The 16891-nt window shown below is 72.0% G+C and carries 17 protein-coding genes; 4 read left to right on the plus strand and 13 right to left on the minus strand.

The annotated features are described in order from the left end of the window. Nucleotides 1–37 precede the first annotated feature (37 nt). The 7 genes from ABD817_RS17665 to ABD817_RS17695 all read right to left on the minus strand — a co-directional run bounded on the left by ABD817_RS17665 (nucleotide 38) and on the right by ABD817_RS17695 (nucleotide 6119). Nucleotides 38–1285 (minus strand): sulfite exporter TauE/SafE family protein, encoded by a 1248-nt coding sequence (locus ABD817_RS17665; protein ID WP_344919054.1) that lies wholly within the window; start codon nucleotides 1283–1285, stop codon nucleotides 38–40. A gap of 130 nt (nucleotides 1286–1415) precedes the next feature. Beyond that, nucleotides 1416–2609 (minus strand): hypothetical protein, encoded by a 1194-nt coding sequence (locus tag ABD817_RS17670; RefSeq protein ID WP_344919055.1) that lies wholly within the window; start codon nucleotides 2607–2609, stop codon nucleotides 1416–1418. Continuing rightward, nucleotides 2606–3124, minus strand: coding sequence for an RNA polymerase sigma factor (locus ABD817_RS17675; RefSeq protein ID WP_344919056.1), 519 nt, complete (start codon nucleotides 3122–3124; stop codon nucleotides 2606–2608). Before ABD817_RS17675 ends, ABD817_RS17670 begins: the two co-directional genes overlap by 4 nt. Nucleotides 3125–3251: 127 nt before the next feature. Then, complete coding sequence (locus tag ABD817_RS17680) at nucleotides 3252–3524, minus strand: SHOCT domain-containing protein (RefSeq protein ID WP_344919057.1); 273 nt, start codon at nucleotides 3522–3524, stop codon at nucleotides 3252–3254. 104 nt (nucleotides 3525–3628) lie between these two features. Continuing rightward, entirely contained in the window at nucleotides 3629–4264 is a 636-nt protein-coding gene (locus ABD817_RS17685; RefSeq protein WP_425583383.1) for a Uma2 family endonuclease, read from the minus strand. An 83-nt stretch (nucleotides 4265–4347) separates the two neighbouring features. Beyond that, nucleotides 4348–4995 carry a response regulator gene (locus ABD817_RS17690; RefSeq protein WP_344919058.1) on the minus strand — a complete coding sequence of 216 codons (648 nt, stop codon included), beginning with the start codon at nucleotides 4993–4995 and terminating at the stop codon, nucleotides 4348–4350. Further along, the gene (locus ABD817_RS17695; RefSeq protein ID WP_344919059.1) at nucleotides 4992–6119 is read right to left on the minus strand and encodes a sensor histidine kinase; all 1128 of its coding nucleotides are present in this window, start codon (nucleotides 6117–6119) and stop codon (nucleotides 4992–4994) included. Before ABD817_RS17695 ends, ABD817_RS17690 begins: the two co-directional genes overlap by 4 nt. Before the next feature lie 131 nt (nucleotides 6120–6250). Between ABD817_RS17695 and ABD817_RS17700 the strand changes: the two genes are divergently transcribed. Continuing rightward, nucleotides 6251–8017, plus strand: coding sequence for a gamma-glutamyltransferase family protein (locus tag ABD817_RS17700; RefSeq protein ID WP_344919060.1), 1767 nt, complete (start codon nucleotides 6251–6253; stop codon nucleotides 8015–8017). 596 nt (nucleotides 8018–8613) lie between these two features. Here the strand turns inward: ABD817_RS17700 and ABD817_RS17705 are convergent. Then, the gene (locus ABD817_RS17705; RefSeq protein ID WP_344919061.1) at nucleotides 8614–8790 is read right to left on the minus strand and encodes a hypothetical protein; all 177 of its coding nucleotides are present in this window, start codon (nucleotides 8788–8790) and stop codon (nucleotides 8614–8616) included. 207 nt (nucleotides 8791–8997) lie between these two features. Between ABD817_RS17705 and ABD817_RS17710 the strand changes: the two genes are divergently transcribed. Both ABD817_RS17710 and ABD817_RS17715 read left to right on the plus strand, forming a co-directional pair. Beyond that, nucleotides 8998–9813 (plus strand): SURF1 family protein, encoded by an 816-nt coding sequence (locus ABD817_RS17710; RefSeq protein WP_344919062.1) that lies wholly within the window; start codon nucleotides 8998–9000, stop codon nucleotides 9811–9813. A 29-nt stretch (nucleotides 9814–9842) separates the two neighbouring features. Further along, on the plus strand, nucleotides 9843–10154 hold the full coding sequence (locus ABD817_RS17715) for a DUF3817 domain-containing protein (RefSeq protein ID WP_344919063.1): 312 nt from the start codon (nucleotides 9843–9845) through the stop codon (nucleotides 10152–10154). 69 nt (nucleotides 10155–10223) lie between these two features. Here ABD817_RS17715 and ABD817_RS17720 read toward each other — a convergent pair whose 3' ends face one another. The 4 genes from ABD817_RS17720 to ABD817_RS17735 all read right to left on the minus strand — a co-directional run bounded on the left by ABD817_RS17720 (nucleotide 10224) and on the right by ABD817_RS17735 (nucleotide 14242). Continuing rightward, on the minus strand, nucleotides 10224–10415 hold the full coding sequence (locus ABD817_RS17720; protein WP_329090742.1) for a hypothetical protein: 192 nt from the start codon (nucleotides 10413–10415) through the stop codon (nucleotides 10224–10226). 113 nt (nucleotides 10416–10528) lie between these two features. Beyond that, entirely contained in the window at nucleotides 10529–11563 is a 1035-nt protein-coding gene (locus ABD817_RS17725; RefSeq protein WP_344919064.1) for an LLM class F420-dependent oxidoreductase, read from the minus strand. Continuing rightward, a complete protein-coding gene (locus tag ABD817_RS17730) occupies nucleotides 11560–12726 on the minus strand; it encodes an acetyl-CoA C-acyltransferase (protein ID WP_344919065.1) in 1167 nt (388 codons plus the stop codon). The genes ABD817_RS17725 and ABD817_RS17730 overlap by 4 nt, the downstream gene beginning before the upstream one ends. Nucleotides 12727–12790: 64 nt before the next feature. Continuing rightward, on the minus strand, nucleotides 12791–14242 hold the full coding sequence (locus tag ABD817_RS17735; protein WP_344919066.1) for a carotenoid oxygenase family protein: 1452 nt from the start codon (nucleotides 14240–14242) through the stop codon (nucleotides 12791–12793). Between the two features lie 310 nt (nucleotides 14243–14552). Between ABD817_RS17735 and ABD817_RS17740 the strand changes: the two genes are divergently transcribed. Continuing rightward, entirely contained in the window at nucleotides 14553–15473 is a 921-nt protein-coding gene (locus tag ABD817_RS17740; protein WP_344919067.1) for a winged helix-turn-helix transcriptional regulator, read from the plus strand. A gap of 16 nt (nucleotides 15474–15489) precedes the next feature. On the opposite strand, the gene ABD817_RS17745 is transcribed toward ABD817_RS17740, so the two are convergent. Further along, a complete protein-coding gene (locus ABD817_RS17745) occupies nucleotides 15490–16839 on the minus strand; it encodes a hypothetical protein (RefSeq protein ID WP_344919068.1) in 1350 nt (449 codons plus the stop codon). Nucleotides 16840–16891: the final 52 nt, after the last annotated feature.

The following is a 16891-nucleotide window of genomic DNA, read 5'->3' on the forward strand; positions in this document are numbered from 1 at the left end:
ACCGGTCCAACCGTCGGTCGTCCGGGGGCGCCGACGCTCAGACGAAGCGCACGAACCCCACGTACATGCCCATCGAGCAGACGTAGCGCAGGGAGCCCGCCTCCCGCGCGCCCAGCCGTACGGTGGCGGGCAGCGCCACGTCGCGGCCGTCGATCGTGAGCGTCCCGGTGCAGCCGGGGACGCCCTCAAGGTGGAAGACGAGGTCGGCGGGAACCCCCGCGCGGACGGTCACCACGCCTGGCCGGTATCCCCGGTCGGTGGCCCAGATCTCGACCCGCTGGACGCCGTCGGCGGCGCGTACGGCCGCTCTCGCCTGATCGACCGCCTGATCGCCCACTTGATCGCCCGCTGTGCCCCTCGGGTCGGTCGTGGTGCCACCCGCCTGGTCGTCCGTCGTCCCCGCCGGGTTTCCCGTCGTCCCCGCTGTCCCCGCTGTCTCCGCTGGGGCGCCCGCCACCCGTGCCGGGCCGCCGGATCCGGGGAGCCATCCTCCGAGGCTCAGCCCCGAGGAGATCGTCCACAGGCCCGCCGCCAGTGCGACGACCCCCGCCAGCGCCGCCAGCCTGGTGGTCGCGGCCCGCCGCAGGACCAGTCCGAGCAGCGCGAACGCGGGCGCCGTCCCCGCCACGAACCCGGCCATCACCGCGCTCCCGCCCAGTGCCGACCCGCTGGAGACAGCGACCATCTCGGTGCTGAGCGTCACCCCGCACGGCAGCAGGACCGTCGCGGCGCCGAGCAGCAACGCCCGGGGAGAGGGGGCGGAGATCCCGGACACGCCGTCACGCCGCCACGTACGCCTACCCGACCGCGTATGCCTGCCCAACCACGTGCGCTCCTTCGACGCGGCGCCCGGGTGGCATCCACCCTCCGGCTCGCGCCCGAACATGCGGATTCCGAAGAACACGACCGCGATCCCGGCCGTGACGAGCAGCGCGGCCCTGACCTGGGGGCCCAGCCGCACGGCGGACCCGGCCAGCCCGAGCAGGGCTCCGGCCACCGCATGGGAGCCGAGGCGCCCGGCGAGGAACAGCGCGACGACCGCGGGACCCGACGGCCCCGCCCCGCTCCCCTCACTCCCGCCGTGACTCCCATCGTGTCCGCAGGAGCGGGCCGGGCGGTCACGGGAGGTGAGGCCGGTGAGCAGGCCACCCTGTACGGCCGTGCACGAGGCCGTACCCGCGACCAGTCCCGCGGCGAGCCCTCCGGCGAACAGCGCGGCCGGTCCCGCGCTCAGCGGACATCCCCGGTAACCATCCAGATCGCCACGGACCCAACGTAAACTCACCAGAGGACAACTGGCAGTGACATTTCCTTACCGAGCGCTCACGCTGTCCTTACCGGACGTCCATGCCCCCAGCGTTCTTCGATGTTTCTTGGCGGCCGGGTGCGCGGGTAAATCCCGCCGACGGCGAAACTCATCGTCCGGCGGCGTTCAGGTTGACGAGAACCTGGGTGCCACGCTCCGTCCGGAACCAGAAGATGCCCTCCTGCACGTACAGGGTGGGGGAGGGCTTCTCGCCCTGGCGTGTCGAAACCGGGAACAGCAGGCCGGTGCGTCCCGTGGCGACGTCGTGCACGGCGCTCGCCCGCCTGTCGTCGCGGTCCTTCTGGTGGAGCAGGATGAAGCGGCCCGAGTAGAGATCCCCGCCGGCTGTCCCCGGCAGCCCGCGCGGGCCCGTCCCGTCGCGTCGCCATGCCTCGACGCCGTTGAAGCACCACGTCACCCCGCAGTCATTCCACGACGTTCGCCCGGCGGGAGGGTTCGCGTTCCTGGCCTCGCCGGTGAGGACGTTCTTCAGGAACTCCATGGGGCGAGTGATGGGATGGTCCACCATCGTGTCCCGCTCGGGCCACCCGGCCCACGGCCAGTCGACCAGGTAATAGCCCCTCGTGCCATTGATCAGGGACGCCTTCCCACCCTTCAGCGGGGCCCGGTAGACGCCGCCGTCGAGCGGCGACCACACGGCCATGCCGCCGGCGATGGCCAGATCGATCCCCCTGTAGCTGTTGTCGCTGGTCAGCACGGCCGTGATCGAGGCGATCCGCCGCGGGATGCCGCCGGTGACCGGCACCGCCCATATCTCCGTCATGCGGTCACGGAACGCCGACCACGCCACATACCCGTCACCGAAGACCAGCGGCGCGTTCATCACGCTCACGTCCTTGAGCGGTGCGATCTGGGTGAACCTCCGCCGGTCGACGTCGTACGACCAGATCCCGTCGAGCCGGTTCCTGGTGAGTCCTCGCCCCACCACGACCCGGTCGGTGACGAACACGTCCGGCTTGAACACCCGGCCGCCCGGTCCCTTCGTCGGGATCTCGTGCACCGCGCCCGGCCACACCTGCTTGACCGGTGGTGAAAGGGGGCCGATGTGGGGCGTCGGCTGTACCGCCGGAGTGGGTGGAGCGGGTGGCGTGACCGTCCGCGCCCCCACGACGGTGGCCACCGCCACGATCGCGATGGCGGCGGCCACCGCCACCGGCGCCCACCACCTGGCGCCGGACGACAGCCCGCGTGGCGAGGGCAGGGCCCGGGGCCGCCCGTCGTCCAGCACGGTCTCGGCCTTGGCGGCCATCGCATCCCTGAGCCGGTCCTCGATGTCGGTCATGCCTTGCCTCCCAGCTCGCGCTCAAGCCGCTCCAGGGCCCTGAAAGCGGTGGACCGCACGGTGCTCTCCCTGACGCGCGTCGCCTGGGCGATGTCGGCGTAGGACAGGTCGAGGTAGTAACGAAGGATGAGGACCTCGCGCTGCCGCCTGGGCAGCCGGCCGAGCGCGGCCAGCATCTCCTGCCGCGACTCGCCCAGCAGCGCGGTCGTCTCCGCGGAGTCCATCGGCTCGTCCGGCCGCCCCGGCACCGCCCTGGCGGCGACGCCGCGCCTGCGCAGGACCGAACGCGAGGCGTTGAGTACGCAGACGCGGATGTACGTCAGGGTGAGGACCTCGGGGCGCTTGCCGTGCAGCCTGGAGAAGACGTCCTGTACGACGTCCTCCGCCCCTTCCCGGTCGCCGACGAGCAGCACGGCCAGGCGTACCAGGGCGAGCCGGTGCTCGCGATACAGGTCGACCAGTATCGCCTCGGCACCGGGCGGCGCGGACGCGCGAGCGACTATCTCACCGTTCATGTTCTAAGAACGCGTACCGGTCCCGATCCGCTGCCTCGGCGGGTACGGCCATGCGCACACCCGCCCGACCGGTCGGGGCCGCCGTGAGAAGGCGTCGCGGCCCGCCGGGTGCGCGCCCAGGCGGCGTTCAGACGACACCGCTCCGCAGCACCGACACGCGCTCGAAATACTCGTCGCCGCTCATCTCGCCGCGCGCGTACCGCTCGGCGAGGATCTGCTCCGCCGTCGCGGTCGTGCTGGGCGGCGGGGTCGCGCGGTGAGCGCCCCACGGTCCCCATCCGTTGCGCCGTGCCCGGAACGCGAGCGTCCCCAGCACGATCCAGAACACGATCCAGAAAGCCGGGAACACCGGCCACCACGGCCCCGGGCCCCAGTGGGGGGCCATCGAGAGGACATCCATGTCCTCACCTCCTTCAGACACCCCCACCTTCCTCTCGCGACGCCCGCCGCGAATCGGCCCGTCGTCCGATCCCGCCCTACCGCCCGTGGCGTACGCCCCGCTCGTCACGGCGTGGCCGGGGTGTCCACGAAGATCGAGGTGTCGAGGGTGAAACCGACCGGCTCGGGGATATGGAGGCGTGAACCCATCTCGACCCGGGTGGAGGTCCGGTATTCGCCCTCCTTGGGGTCGCTGAGGACCGTCACGGTGGCGGGGGTGGCCACGGGGTCGATGAGGATCGTCACGGGGACACCGCCGGAGGCGTATATGGCGGGCTTGCGGTCGCGGTCGTCGACGGCGCTTCCGGGGGACACGACCTCGGCGACCATGAGGAGGCCGGAGGAGAGCAACTCGCGGGCGCCCCAGCGCGGGCAGTCGGCGGGTACCAGGACGAAGTCGGGAACGACCGAGTCTTGGGATCCGTTGACGTGGACCGCGACGTTGCCCGTGTACGCGTTCAGGTCGCCATCCGCGATCAGGTGACGGAGTTCGGAGAAGAGGCGCATCGCCATTCGGGCGTGCTCCGGGGTGCCCAGCGGGCTCACCACCAGCCTTCCGTCGATCACCTCGGCCCGCAGTCCCGGAAGGGACGGGAGGGCGTCGAAGAGTTCGCGTGGCGTGTGCGGCAGACGTCGGGACGCGGTTCCGGGAGAGGGCCTCAGATCCGCGTGACGTGGACGCGGCGCTGTTTCCATGATCATGCACCCCTCCGTCTCGTCGTGAACACGCTGAGTATTCCAGGGGAGGGGATGAGACGCCGGGTTCTCGCGGAAGGACGCCGAGGTCAGACCCAGCCGGGGCGGACGAGGCCGGATTCGTAGGCGATGACGACCAACTGGGCGCGGTCGCGGGCGTGGAGCTTCATCATGCTCCGGCTGACGTGGGTCTTGGCGGTGGCGGGGCTCATGAAGAGCTCGCCCGCGATCTCGTCGTTGGTCATGCCGGTGCCGACCAGGGCGAGGACCTCGCGTTCGCGGTCGGTGAGCAGGCCGAGGTCGCGGGTGTGGTGCGGCTCCTTGGCGCGGCTCGCGTACTCGGCGATCAGGCGGCGGGTCACGCCGGGGGAGAGCAGGGCGTCGCCTCCGGCCACCACCCGGACGGCCTGGATGAGCTCGGCCGGTTCGGTGTCCTTGACCAGGAAGCCGCTGGCGCCGCTACGGAGGGCCTCGAAGACGTACTCGTCCAGCTCGAAGGTCGTCAGGATGATGATCCTCGGCCCGGCGGGCATCTCGCGGGTGGCGGTCAGCCCGTCCATGCCGGGCATGCGGATGTCCATCAGGACCACGTCCGGCTCGTGTTCGGCGGCGAGCCGCACGGCCTGCGCCCCGTCGGCGGCCTCGGCCACCACGGTCATCCCCGGCTGCGCGTCCAGCAGGGCGCGGAATCCGGCCCTGACGAGAGCCTGGTCGTCGGCGAGAACAATCTTGATCATCGGGGCTCCTCCGGGATCGGCAGCCGGGCCTCGACGCGGAAGCCCCGGCCGTGGTGCGTGGCGGTCAGCGTTCCCCCGAGTGCCGAGGCCCGCTCCCGCATGCCGGGGACGCCGTTCCCGCCGCCCAGGCTCTCCCCGGGGGCGTCGCCGCCCGAGTCGGTGACCTGGACGGTCAGCGCGCGGGGGTCGTAGCCGAGCAGGACCGTGACCGACGCGCCGGGGGCGTGCCGGGTGACGTTGGTGAGGGCCTCCTGCACGATGCGGTACCCGGCCCGGTCGACGCCGGGAGGCAGCGGCCCGGCCTCGCCGACGATCTCCTTGGTGACCGGCAGCCCGCTGCGCTCGATGAGCTCGTCGAGCCGGTCCAGCCCGGCGGTGGGGGAGCGGGGGGCGCCGTCGCGCAGGACGTTGAGCACCGACCGCATCTCGGTCAGCACGTCCTTGGACGCCTGCTTGATCGTGGTGAGCGCGGTCCGCGCCTGCTCGGGGTGGTCGTCGATGAGGTGCAGCGCGGTGGACGCCTGCACGTGGATGAGGGAGATGTTGTGCGCGAGCACGTCGTGCAGCTCCTGCGCCATGGTCAGCCGCTCCTCGCTGGCCTGCCGCCGCACTTCCTCCTCCTCCACCCGTGCGCGCTCGGCCTGCCGCTCCCTCCTGGCCCGCGAGAACTCCGCCGCCACCAGGACCAGGCCCATCAGCGCGCCCACCGTGAGGTTGTGGAGCCAGCCGGACGTACGGACGGGGGCGAGCCAGGACGTGTAGACCACGAGGAACACGTAGGCCAGGCCCCAGATCGACCAGGCCGCCCGCCGATGGCCGCTCACCACGGCGGTGTGGAACGCGACGATCGGGCTGAGGAAGACCGGGCCGTAGGAATAGCCGAGGCCGATGAAGATCACGGTCGAGGCCGCCGCGACGGCCAGGCAGGGCACCGGACGGCGACGGCGTACGATCAGGGCCAGAGGCCCGGCCAGCAGGAGCGCGCAACCCAGCGGGTCGAGCGGGACCCTGAGCATGCCGGGGTCGTGGACCTGCCACCACTGCACGCCGCGGGTGGCCATGACCTGGAAGACCCCCGCGAACAGCGGGAGCAGGAGCTCGGCCCAGCGGGGTTTGGCGTGCACGCTCAGCACTGTACGTGCGCCCGTCCGGACGGCGCGTCCGTCCGGTGACGCATGAGGCACTACACCCCCCGCGGTAGGGAAGGGGCTGACAAGGCTCACAGGCTGAGTCAAGCTGTCTGCGGGAGGTCATCATGATCAATCGTCGAATCGCCACCCCCCTGGCGGGGATCCTGGTGGGAAGTTCCGTATTGCTCGTCCAACCCGCCGCCGCGTCTCCACAGGCGTCACCGGCGTGGCCACGGGCGGAGAAGAAACCCGTCGCGGAGGGGTACGGGGGCGCGGTCTCGACCGTCGACCTCGACGCCAGCAAGGTCGCGCTGGGCGTGCTGCGCGAGGGCGGCAACGCCATGGACGCGGCGGTCGCAGCGGCGGCCACCCTGGGCGTGACCGAACCCTACTCGGCCGGGCTCGCCGGGGGCGGGTTCATCGTCTACTACGACGCGCGCCGCAAGAAGGTCCACACGATCGACGGCAGGGAGACCGCGCCGAAGGCGATGGGGCCGACCTCTTTGGAGGGCATCCCGTTCGAGGAGGCGGTGACCAGCGGGCTGTCCGCGGGGGTGCCCGGCAGCGTGGCCCAGTGGGAGCTGGCGCTGCGCAGGTTCGGCACGCTCTCGCTGCGCCAGGCCCTGAACCCCGCGATCGAGGTCGCGTCCAAGGGGTTCAAGGTCGACCAGACCTTCTACGACCAGACCGCCTCCAACGCCGCCCGTTTCAAGGACTTCACCTCCACCGCCAAGCTCTACCTGCCGGGCGGGGCCCCGCCGCCGGTCGGCTCCACCTTCCGCAACCCCGAGCTGGCCGACACCTACCGCAGGCTCGGCAGGCAGGGCGGCGAGTGGCTGTACGGCGGCGGCCTGGGCGCCGAGATCGTGGCCACCGTCAAGAAGCCGCCGGTCACCCCGGGCTCCACCCGCAACGTGCGGCCCGGCCTGATGGAACTGGGCGACCTGAAGGCCTACCGGGCGCTCGAACGGCCGCCCACGAAGGTGACGTACAAGGGCATGGACGTGTACGGCATGGCGCCGCCGTCCTCGGGAGGCTCGACGGTCGGCGAGGCGCTCAACATCCTTGAGGCCCTGCCGAAGGTCGGGGAGCACGAGTATCTGGAGGCGTCCAGGCTCTCCTTCGCCGACCGGGGCAAGTACGTCGGCGACATTCCGGGCGTCCCGCTCAAGGAGTTGCTGTCCGACGGGTTCGCCAAGGAGCGCGCCTGCCTGATCGGCGAGCGGGCGCTGGCGAGCCCGGCCGCGCCGGGCAACCCCGACGGGACGTACGGGCCGTGCGCGCCCGCGCCCTCGGCGGAGGCCACCCCCTCGGCCCCCGAGGGGCCGGAGACCACGCACCTGGTGGTCACCGACCGGTGGGGCAACGTGGTCGCCTACAACATCACCATCGAGTCGACCGGCGGCAACGGCATCGTCGTCCCCGGCCGGGGCTTCCTGCTCAACAACGAGCTGACCGACTTCACCTTCGGCCCGGCCCCCGGCGACCCGAACCTGCCCGCGCCGGGCAAGCGGCCCCGTTCCTCGATGGCGCCGACGATCGTCCTGGACGACGGCAGGCCGCTGCTCGCGCTGGGTTCCCCCGGCGGCTCGACGATCATCACCACCGTGCTGCAGATCCTGGTGAACCGCTGGGACCTCGGCATGTCGCTCCCCGAGGCGCTCGCCGCGCCCAGGGCCACCCAGCGCAACACCGCCCAGACCCAGGCGGAGCAGGCCTTCATCGACCGCTACGGCGCCGAGCTCACCGCCCGGGGCCACAGCCTCGTGCTGAACCCCGAGATCGGCGCGGCCACGGCGGTCGAGTTCCTGCGGCACGGGAAGCTCCAGGCGGTGGCGGAGCCGACCCGTCGCGGTGGCGGCAGCGCGCTGGTGGTGAGCGAGCGCAGGTAGGGTTCCCGCCCTCGCGCCGACACGTACGGTGACGGTGTGAAGGACGCCGACCCCGGTGGCGCGGTCCTGGCCGCGCCGCCGGGCCTGTCGGGGGACGCCCAGGTGATCGGCTCTCGCGGCCCCGCCCCCGGCCCCCGGCCCCGGCCCCCGGCCCCGGCCCCCGGCCCCGGCCCCCGGCCCCGGCCCCGGCCCCCGGCCCCGGCCCCCGGCCCCGGCCCCGGGAGGAGGCCGGTCAGGGGCTCGGTAACGCCGCGCTCATGCGGTCTCCTCGCCCCCGGCGGCTGGAGGTCACCGGGGACGTCTTTTGGACGTCCTTGGATGTTCTAGGACATCCATGGACGCTCAGCGGCGTTCGGTGACGTTCGAAGAGGCTCGTGGGCGTCCGAAGGGGCTCGGGCGGCGTGTGGCGTTCAGGGACGTTCGAAGACACCCAGGAACGTCCGGGGACGCTTGGACGCTCAGGAGCGTTCGGGGACATTTGAGACACCTCTAGGACCGTTCGGGGACGTTTGAGATGCTCAGGGACGTTTCAGGGATGTTCGGGAACGCGAAAAGCGCCGAGGGCGAGGCCGTCGGCGCTGCGGACCCCTCGGTCGTCAGAGCAGCAGGTACGCGCCCACGGCGACGACGACCAGCACCGCGACCACCACCGCCGCCGTGATCGGCAGGGCGAGCGACCGCTTCTCGGGAACGGCCTCCGGGTCCTTGCGCTGGGCGAACGCGCGGAACGCCTGGGTGTTGCCCGCGGGGTCAATCGGCTGAGGATCAGACATGGAGATGACTTTAGCGATACGGGATACCTCCCAACACTGATTTGTCCACTTTCACGGGAAGGATGTCCTGGTGCTTGGCCGAGGGCGGGTGCCGGTCGTGTCGCCAAGGCGCTGGGACGGCGCTGGGGCGGTGAATGTGCCCCGGTGCCCGGCCGGAGGACGGGTACTGGGGGCCGGACCGCCGACCCGGCCGGATAGCGTGGTGTCATGCTCCGCATCCTGTTCTCCGCCCGCGTGGTGGTGCTCCACCTGCTCGCGGTCGGAGCCCTCGTCGTGTGCGGGCTGCTGGGCAGGTGGCAACTCGGTGTCTTCGAGGACTCCGGCAGGCCCCACTCGCTGCTCGACCCCGCCCCCGTGGCGGTCACCACCCTCACCGCGCCCGGAAAGCACCTGACGGCCGACGCCGTCAGCCGCCGGGTGACCGCCGAGGGCACCTTCGACGCCTCGAAGCGGCTCCTGGTGGCCGAGCGCGACGGGGGCCTGTGGCTGCTCTCGCCGCTCGACCTCGGCGACGGCACCTCCATCCCGGTCGTACGCGGCTGGGTGGCCACGGCGGGCGACCCCGCCGTCACGGCCCCGGCCGAGGGCAGGGTGGTCCTCAGCGGGCGCCTGCAAGCCTCCGAGGCCACCGACAGCGTCCAGCGCCGGACCCGGCAGCTGCCTCCGGGACAGGTGCTGACCGTGTCGTCGGCCGAGCTGATCAACCTCTGGCGGGGCACGAAACTGCGCGACGGGTTCATGGTCGCCGCCACCCAGTCACCGGCCCCCGAGGTCGCGGCCAGGCCGGTGAGCGTCCCCCCGCCGACCGAGCCGGGCGGGCTCACCTGGCGCAACCTCGCCTACGCCGCCCAGTGGTGGATCTTCGGGCTTTTCGCGGTCTTCATGTGGTGGCACTTCGTTCGTGACGCGCTGCGCGGCCGCACGCGGGAGCGCGACGCCGCCGACGCCGCCGATTCCGATCCCGCTCCCAGCCCCACTCCCGAGGCGGAAACCCCCGCCCTGCCAGCCCGCACCGCCCCGTGAACCGAATCCCAACACCGAGGTAACCGACCGTGGAATCCGCTCTCAAGCCCTTTCGCATCCTGGCCTACATCGTCGGCGTGATGCTGCTCGTCCTGGTCACCTGCATCGTGCTCAGGTACGGCTTCGGCATCGAGCAGCCATCGAAGATCGTCTCTCCGATCCACGGCTTCCTCTACATGCTCTATCTCGTGGCCACGATGAACCTGGGCATGAAAGCGCGCTGGACGTGGCCGTACATCCTCGGGGTGATGCTCGCGGGCACCGTGCCGCTGCTCTCGTTCGTGTTCGAGCGCAAGGTCACCCACCGGGTGGAGTCGGAGCTCGCGACCGCCACCGCCTGACCGGCCCGGCCCGGCCCGGAGACGCGGGTTCGCGGGGCCGGGCCGTGCCGTGCGGGCTCACGTGCCGCGTCAGCGGCCGAGACCCCGGCGGCGCGAGCGCTTGAGGCGCTCGCGCTGTGACGGGTCGAGCATCAGGTAGCCGACGACCGGGGCGGCGACGACGCCCAGGAGGACCAGCAGCGTCACGAAACCTGGCAGGAAGAGCCACGACAGGAACACCACTGCTCCGGCGCCGATCGCGTACTTCTGGACGGGCGACATCCTCAACATCCTCCGAACGCGGGGCGGACGCCCCGTCTGTAGTTCATTGTGCGTCGCCGGTCCAACGTGTGGAGCTATCGCCGTGGTTCCGACCGAGATATATCGTGATTTAACTATCTCGCCAGAGCCTTGAGCGTCGCCACGCCGCCGGGGTCGGCGTCCGTGCTGACCGGGACCAGGGCCACCTCGTCCACCCCCGCGTCGGCGTACGCGCGCAGGCGCTCGTGGGCCGCGTCCACGTCACCGAGCAGGGCGACCGACTCCAGCAGGCCGTCGGGGATGGCGGCCAGCAGCTCGCGGGGGTGCGGGCGGGTCCTGGCGTACGCGACCACGTCCCCGAATCCGGCCTCGATGAACATCTCGCCGTATCCGGGTGCGGCGAGATAGCCCACGACGGCGCGTCGGATCCGGTCGACCGCCTCGCGTCCCGGGTCGACCGCGGCCGTCACCCAGGCCGCCACCCTCGGCACCTGCGTCGGCGCAGGGGTCGCGTCCCGGCCCTGTCCCCGGTCCTTTTCCTGGTCCTGTCCCTGGTCTTGGTCCTGGGCTGTCTGGGCCATATGGGCCGCCGCGCGGAGGTCGGCGGTCAGGCGGGCCGCGGAGGCGGGGGTGATCAGGTTGAGCACCATCCGGTCGGCCGTCGCGGCGGTCCGTACGGCGGAGGCGCCGAAGGCGGCCACGGTCAGCTCGGCGCGGGGCGCCGGAAGCCGGAGTCGATAGCCGCGACTTTTCACGTATTCACCTGAAAAATCGGATTTGTCGCCATCCAGGAGCGGCCTGAGCGCCCGCACCGTCTCCCGCAGTACGGCCGCCGACCGCGCCCGTGACCTGCCGTGCCACTCCTCGACGACCATCGGGCTCGACGTGCCGACCGCCACGTTCACCGGTCTCCCGGCGAGGGCGGCCACCGACGCCACCCCCATCGCGATCATCATGGGGTCCCGTACGGCCACCGCCAGCGGCCCGACGGTGAGCCCGATCCGGCCGGTGGACAGCCCGATCGCGGTGGCCAGCGCGAAGGCGTCGTAGGTGGCCATCTCGCCCACCCACAGCTCGTCGTAGCCCAGCTCGTCGGCGGCCCTCGCGGTCAGCAGGGCCTCCTCGGCGGGCCGGTCCTGCCAGAGGCCGAGGGAGACGCCCAGCCTCACGCGACCCGCTCCAGCAGTACGGCGGAACCGCTGCCCGCGGCCCCGCTGACCGCGGCGACGCCGTACCGGGCCCCTCGGCGTTCGAGCTCGTCCGCGCAGGCGGCGACGAGGATGGCGCCGGTGGCGCCGAAGGCGTGGCCCATCGCGATGGTGCCTCCGTTGACGTTGAAACGGTCGTCGCCGACCTTCAGGTCCCGCTGGAATTTCAGGCACAGGGCGGCGAACGCCTCGGCGAACTCGTAGACCTCGACGTCGTCGGGGGTGAGACCGGCCCCGGCGACGACCCGTTCGACCGCGAGCTGGCCCGCGGTGAGCATGGTGACCGGATCGACGGAGGCGGTCGCGGTGGCCACGATCCTGGCCCTGGGACGCAGGCCCAGCTCCGTACCGGTCGCCTCGGAGCCGATCAGGAGCAGGCCCGCCGCGTCGCACAGGCTGGGAGAGGTGCCCCGGGTGTGCAGGTGGCGCAGCTCGCCGACCTCGGGACGATGCCCGCGGACGATGGCGTCCTGGTCGTCCTGTCCGGCGAAGGCGGGGTCCATCGCGGCGAGCGCCTCCAGGGTCGTGCCCGGCCGCACGTGCTCGTCGCGCCGCAGGTCGTTGACCGGCACCAGCGAGCGGTCGTGGCGCCCGGCGGCCCACGCCTCGGCGGCCAGGGTGTGGGTGCGCAGGCCGTACGCGTCGAGCTCCTCGCGTTCGAAGCCCTCGACCGTCGCGACCAGGTCCGCCGCGATGCCCATGTGGATCGACCCGACCCTGTCCACCACCGCGGGGTCGGCCCACAGCGGCCCGCCGTCGGAGAACATCGGCACCCGGGAGACCGACTCGACCCCTCCGGCGACCACGGTGCGGCTCTGCCCGGACTCCACGAGCGCGAAGGCCGTACGGACCGCGTCGATGCCCGAGGTGCAGTAGCGGTTGACGGTCATGCCGGGCGCGTCGAAGCCCGAGGTGAGCGCGGCGGTCCTGGCGAGGTTGCCGCCCTGGTCGGCGTTCTGCGAGGCACAGCCGACGATCATGTCGTCCGCCCGCTCGACACCCGTCCGCTCGCGCAGGGCGTCCAGGAGCCTCTCCAGCATGGTCAGCGGCGTCACATCCGCGAGCCCTCCGCCGGGCCTGGCCTTACCGCGTGGGGTTCTGACCGTCTCGTAGATGTATGTCATCGCCTGTTCCGCTCCTGCCGGATGTCGTGCGCGGGACCCCCGCGGTCTTGCTCGTCCGCGGGCCTCACGTGGCCGAGTCCCGCAGCTGGTCCGCGCGCACCCAGGTGGCGTGGAAGCCGAGCGGCACCCGCTGGGGCAGGATGATCCGGGCGACCGGTCCCGCGCCCAGGTTCGCCGCGTGCAGGACCTGCACCTCGGAGGTGCCCTCGCGCTCGTCGGTGACGAAGCTGACGAGGTAGCCGTCCTCCTCGCCGGTCGCGCCGTCGCGCGGCGCGAACGGGGCCTCGCTGCCGTAGCGGTGCTCGCCGTAGTAGTACGTCTCCTTGCCGCCCGTCACGTTGTCGTAGCGGACCAGGCCGTCGAAGAGGTTGGTCGCGGCGTCCTTGACCGAGACGTTGTAGGCGTAGCGCGACCGCAGGCCCGTCAGCCGGGCGTCCACCGAGGGGAACTCGGTGTTGTGGTCCTCGTCCACGAACCCCTCGGACGTGCGGCCGGTGCGCAGGTCGAAGCGGTAGCGGTACATCCGCGCGTCGAGCTTGAGGTAGGAGATCATGCGGGCCAGCGGGCTGCCGCTCCCCGCGGGCGCGGGACGGCTCACCCGGCAGACGTCCAGCACGATCTCCCCGTCCTCCTCCCAGGAGTTGACGACGTGGTAGATGTAGCAGGGTTTCGCGTCGAACCAGCGGATCTCGTGCGCCTGCCCGCGCCGGGGGATGACGCCGAAGCGCGAGGGCAGCTCCCGGTCGAACGTCAGCTTGTAGCGGCCCTGACGGGCGGCGTCCATGTCCTGGTAGAGCGGCAGGTCCATGAGGATCGCGTGGTTCTCGGTGATCGCCATGTCGTGCGGTAGCCGGGCCCCCGGCAGCTCCAGCTCCACGCAGTGCTCGACCTGCCCGCCCGCGCCGACCACCCCGTAGCGCAGGTACGGCCTGCGGGGCCCGTAGTCGAACCAGAAAAGCTCCCCGGTCCGCTCGTCGACCTTGGGGTGGGCCATGAAGTCGCCGGTCAGCGTGTCGAGGAAGGTCTCGACGCCGAGCGTCTCCAGGCTGAGGGGATCCACGCCGTACGGGGAGCCGCACAGGTACCACGTGGTGAGGACCCGGCCCCGGTGGAAGATCACGTCGGTGTTGGCGGAGTCCTTGAGGCCGAGCCCGCGGGTGTTGCCGAACGGGTTGCCCTTCGGGTTCTCCATCACGCCGGTCCACAGGGACCGCCCGGCGGCCGACTCCGCCTCGAACGCCCTCGTCCTGACGTAGCGGTTGCGGTAGCGGGCCCTGCCGTTCTCGAAGTGCATCGCGTGCACCATGCCGTCGCCGTCGAACCAGTGGTAGCGCCCCTTCATGGGAAACCGCGCGTTGGGCCCGTTGCGCAGGTAGACGCCGTTGAGGTCCTTCGGGATCTCGCCGACGACCTTGAGGTTCTCGGCCGTGATCTCGTCCTGGACCGGGGCGTAGACGCCCAGCAGGTACGGATTCGGCTCGCCCGACTCGTCCATGACCATCACAGGTTCCGCCATGCCCTGGACGCTATGATAAAAGAAGTCAGCTCGTCAATGGCCGTTCGCGCCGGGGATGTGGCCAAAGGGGGCACCGGGCTGTCCGGGCGGTGCGGGGTTGGTAGTTTGGCGGTTTCGCCGGAAAGTTTCGCCGGGAAGCCGGAAAGCCGGGAACAAGAATGATCATCCTGTCCGCCGGAGACAGGCACGATCATGTTCGCCGGTTACCGTGCCCGTTCGGCTGAAAGGGCACGGCTGAAAGGACGCGACCGGAACGCGGTCACCCTCACCGGCGACGAGGACGACCACGCGACCATCTGGAGGACAGGCTGTGGACGGCGCTGAGCGGGAGCGGGCGCGAGCCGAGCTCAGTGCGATCGGGCAGGCGCTGGCGATCCTGGGAGACCGATGGGTGCTGCTGATCCTGCAACGGGCGTTCCTGCTGCGGATCCGGACCTTCGCCGGCTGGCACGACGCGCTGGGCATATCCGAGTCGGTCCTCGCCGCCCGGCTCAAGGAACTGGTCGACCACGGCATCTTCGAGCTGTCGGCGTACCGCAACGGCCGCACCCGCTACGAGTACCGGCTGACGGAGCGCGGGCTCCGGCTGTGGGCCCTGCTGGTGGCCATCCAGGCGTGGGAGCGCGACTGGGTCGACCCGGAACGGCTCCCGCCGCTGCTGCACGAGCAGTGCGGCCAGGACGCCAAGCCCTACCTCGGGTGCGGTTCCTGCCTGCGGCCGACGAGCGCGCGCGACACCAGGACCGAGCCCGGCCCGCTCGCCACGTTCTCCCGGATCGGCCCGCCGCGGCGCCACCGCCGCACGGTCCGCTCCGACGCCCCGCCCGACCTGATCGGCTACTGCCCGGCGTCGATGGAGATCCTCGGCGACCGGTGGAGCACCAGCGTCCTGGCCGGGGCGTTCCTCGGCACCCGCCGCTTCGTCGACTTCCAGTCCGGTCTCGGCATCGCGCCCTCGGTGCTCACCGACCGGTTGCGCCGCTTCGTCGAGCTGCGCGTCTTCGACGCCCGGCCCGACGGCTCGTACCGGCTCACCGACAAGGGACTGGCCTTCTTCGAGGTCTTCGCCTTCCTGGTCGACTGGGCCCAGCGCGAGCTCCCCGCCCCCGAGGGCTCGGCCCTGTCGATCACCCACGCGTTCTGCGGCGCCGCCTTCCGGCCGGTCCTGCTGTGCAGGGCGTGCGGCCGGCCGCTCCAGCGGCGCGAGGTCCGTTTCGTCCTCCCCGAGTGACGGCGGCCCGGAGCTCTCACCTCCGGCCGCGGAGCGCGTCGATCACCCAGCGGGCCGCCTGGAGCGCTCCGGCGCGGCCCCTGCCGCCGGTGTCGGTAACGGTGAACCGGTGATACTGCAGCGCCGTCACGAGGTTCCCCGTACGGAACACGACCACCGAGTTGACACTCGAATGGCCGTTGCCGAGCTGGTAGACGTAGGCCTCGTCACCGAGTCCCGGCACGTCGGCCGGAGCGTTCACGATCCGCGAGTCCTTCGCGTCCCGTGAGCGGAGGCGAAGGTAGGCCGAGTGCGCGAGCGCCGCCTTCGGCTCGCGGACGACGGTGATCTCCAGCGTGTTCTTGAGGCTGCCGGGCGCGGTCCTGTCCGCCGCCGGCCACTCGCACGCCGTCTTCTCCCTCGACGGGGAGGGCGCGAGATAGAGGCGGTCGGCCTGTTCCCCGGAGATCAGGGAGCACGGGTCCGGGGCCTTCGCGAAGAAGGTGGGCAGCGGTGCCGGAGCCGTGTCCCTCGGCTGGACCGCGGGACGGGGCCAGAGCAGCCAGAACGCCGTACCGCCACCGGCCAGGAGGACGAGCGCGGCGGCCATGACGAGCAGGCGGGTACGGCGGCGTGACCCGGCGGGGCGTGGGGTGAGTCCCCGCAGGATCGTCCGAGCCGTGGCGGCGTCCGGGCGACGGGCGGGGTCGGTCGCCAGCAGGCCCTCCAGCAGCGGGGCCAGCGGGCCGGAGCCCGCCGCACCGGTGCCCCCCGAGGCGGGGCCGGACCCGCCGACGGTCCCCGGGGTGGGGGCGGTGCCGCCTGCCGGGTGCGGGCCGGTGTACGGGCCGGTGTGCGGTCCGGTGCCCGGCGCCTGCCCCTCGACGGCGGTGAAGAGGACGGCGCCCAGGTCGCGCAGCTCGTCGGTGGCGTCGAAGATGGCGAAGCCGGTGACCACGACCCTGCCGTCCGGGGTGAGGAGTACGCTCTCCGGGCCGGCCAGGAGACGAACGCCTCGCTCGTGGGCGGAGGTCTGCGCGTCCAGTACGCGCAGCCCGACCTCGGCCGTCCGCTCGGAGGTGAGCGGTCCTTCGGCCCGGACGGTCTGCAGCACCGAGCGGCCCTCGACCGACTCCAGGATCAGCCACACCCGGTCGGGGAGGGAGACGACGTCGTGCAGGGCGATGACGTTCGGGTGCCTGAAGTCCGCCGCGGCGCGGATCCGGCCGAGAAGCCCGTCGCGGTGCGGGCCGGGTGGCGGGAGCGGTATCCCGGTGATCGTGACGTCACGCTGGAGCAGCTCGTCGCGGGAACGCCAGGTGGTCCCGGCCCGGTCGCGGCGCTCCAGCAGCCGGTAGCGACCGGCCAGCAGGTTCGGGTCGGTCATGCCGGACGCCTGGGGGCGGCGGTGCTGGAGTGCGCGGGTCGCCGGTGTGCGG

This window comes from Streptosporangium oxazolinicum (assembly GCF_039537505.1).
In the GTDB taxonomy this organism is placed as follows: domain Bacteria; phylum Actinomycetota; class Actinomycetes; order Streptosporangiales; family Streptosporangiaceae; genus Streptosporangium; species Streptosporangium oxazolinicum.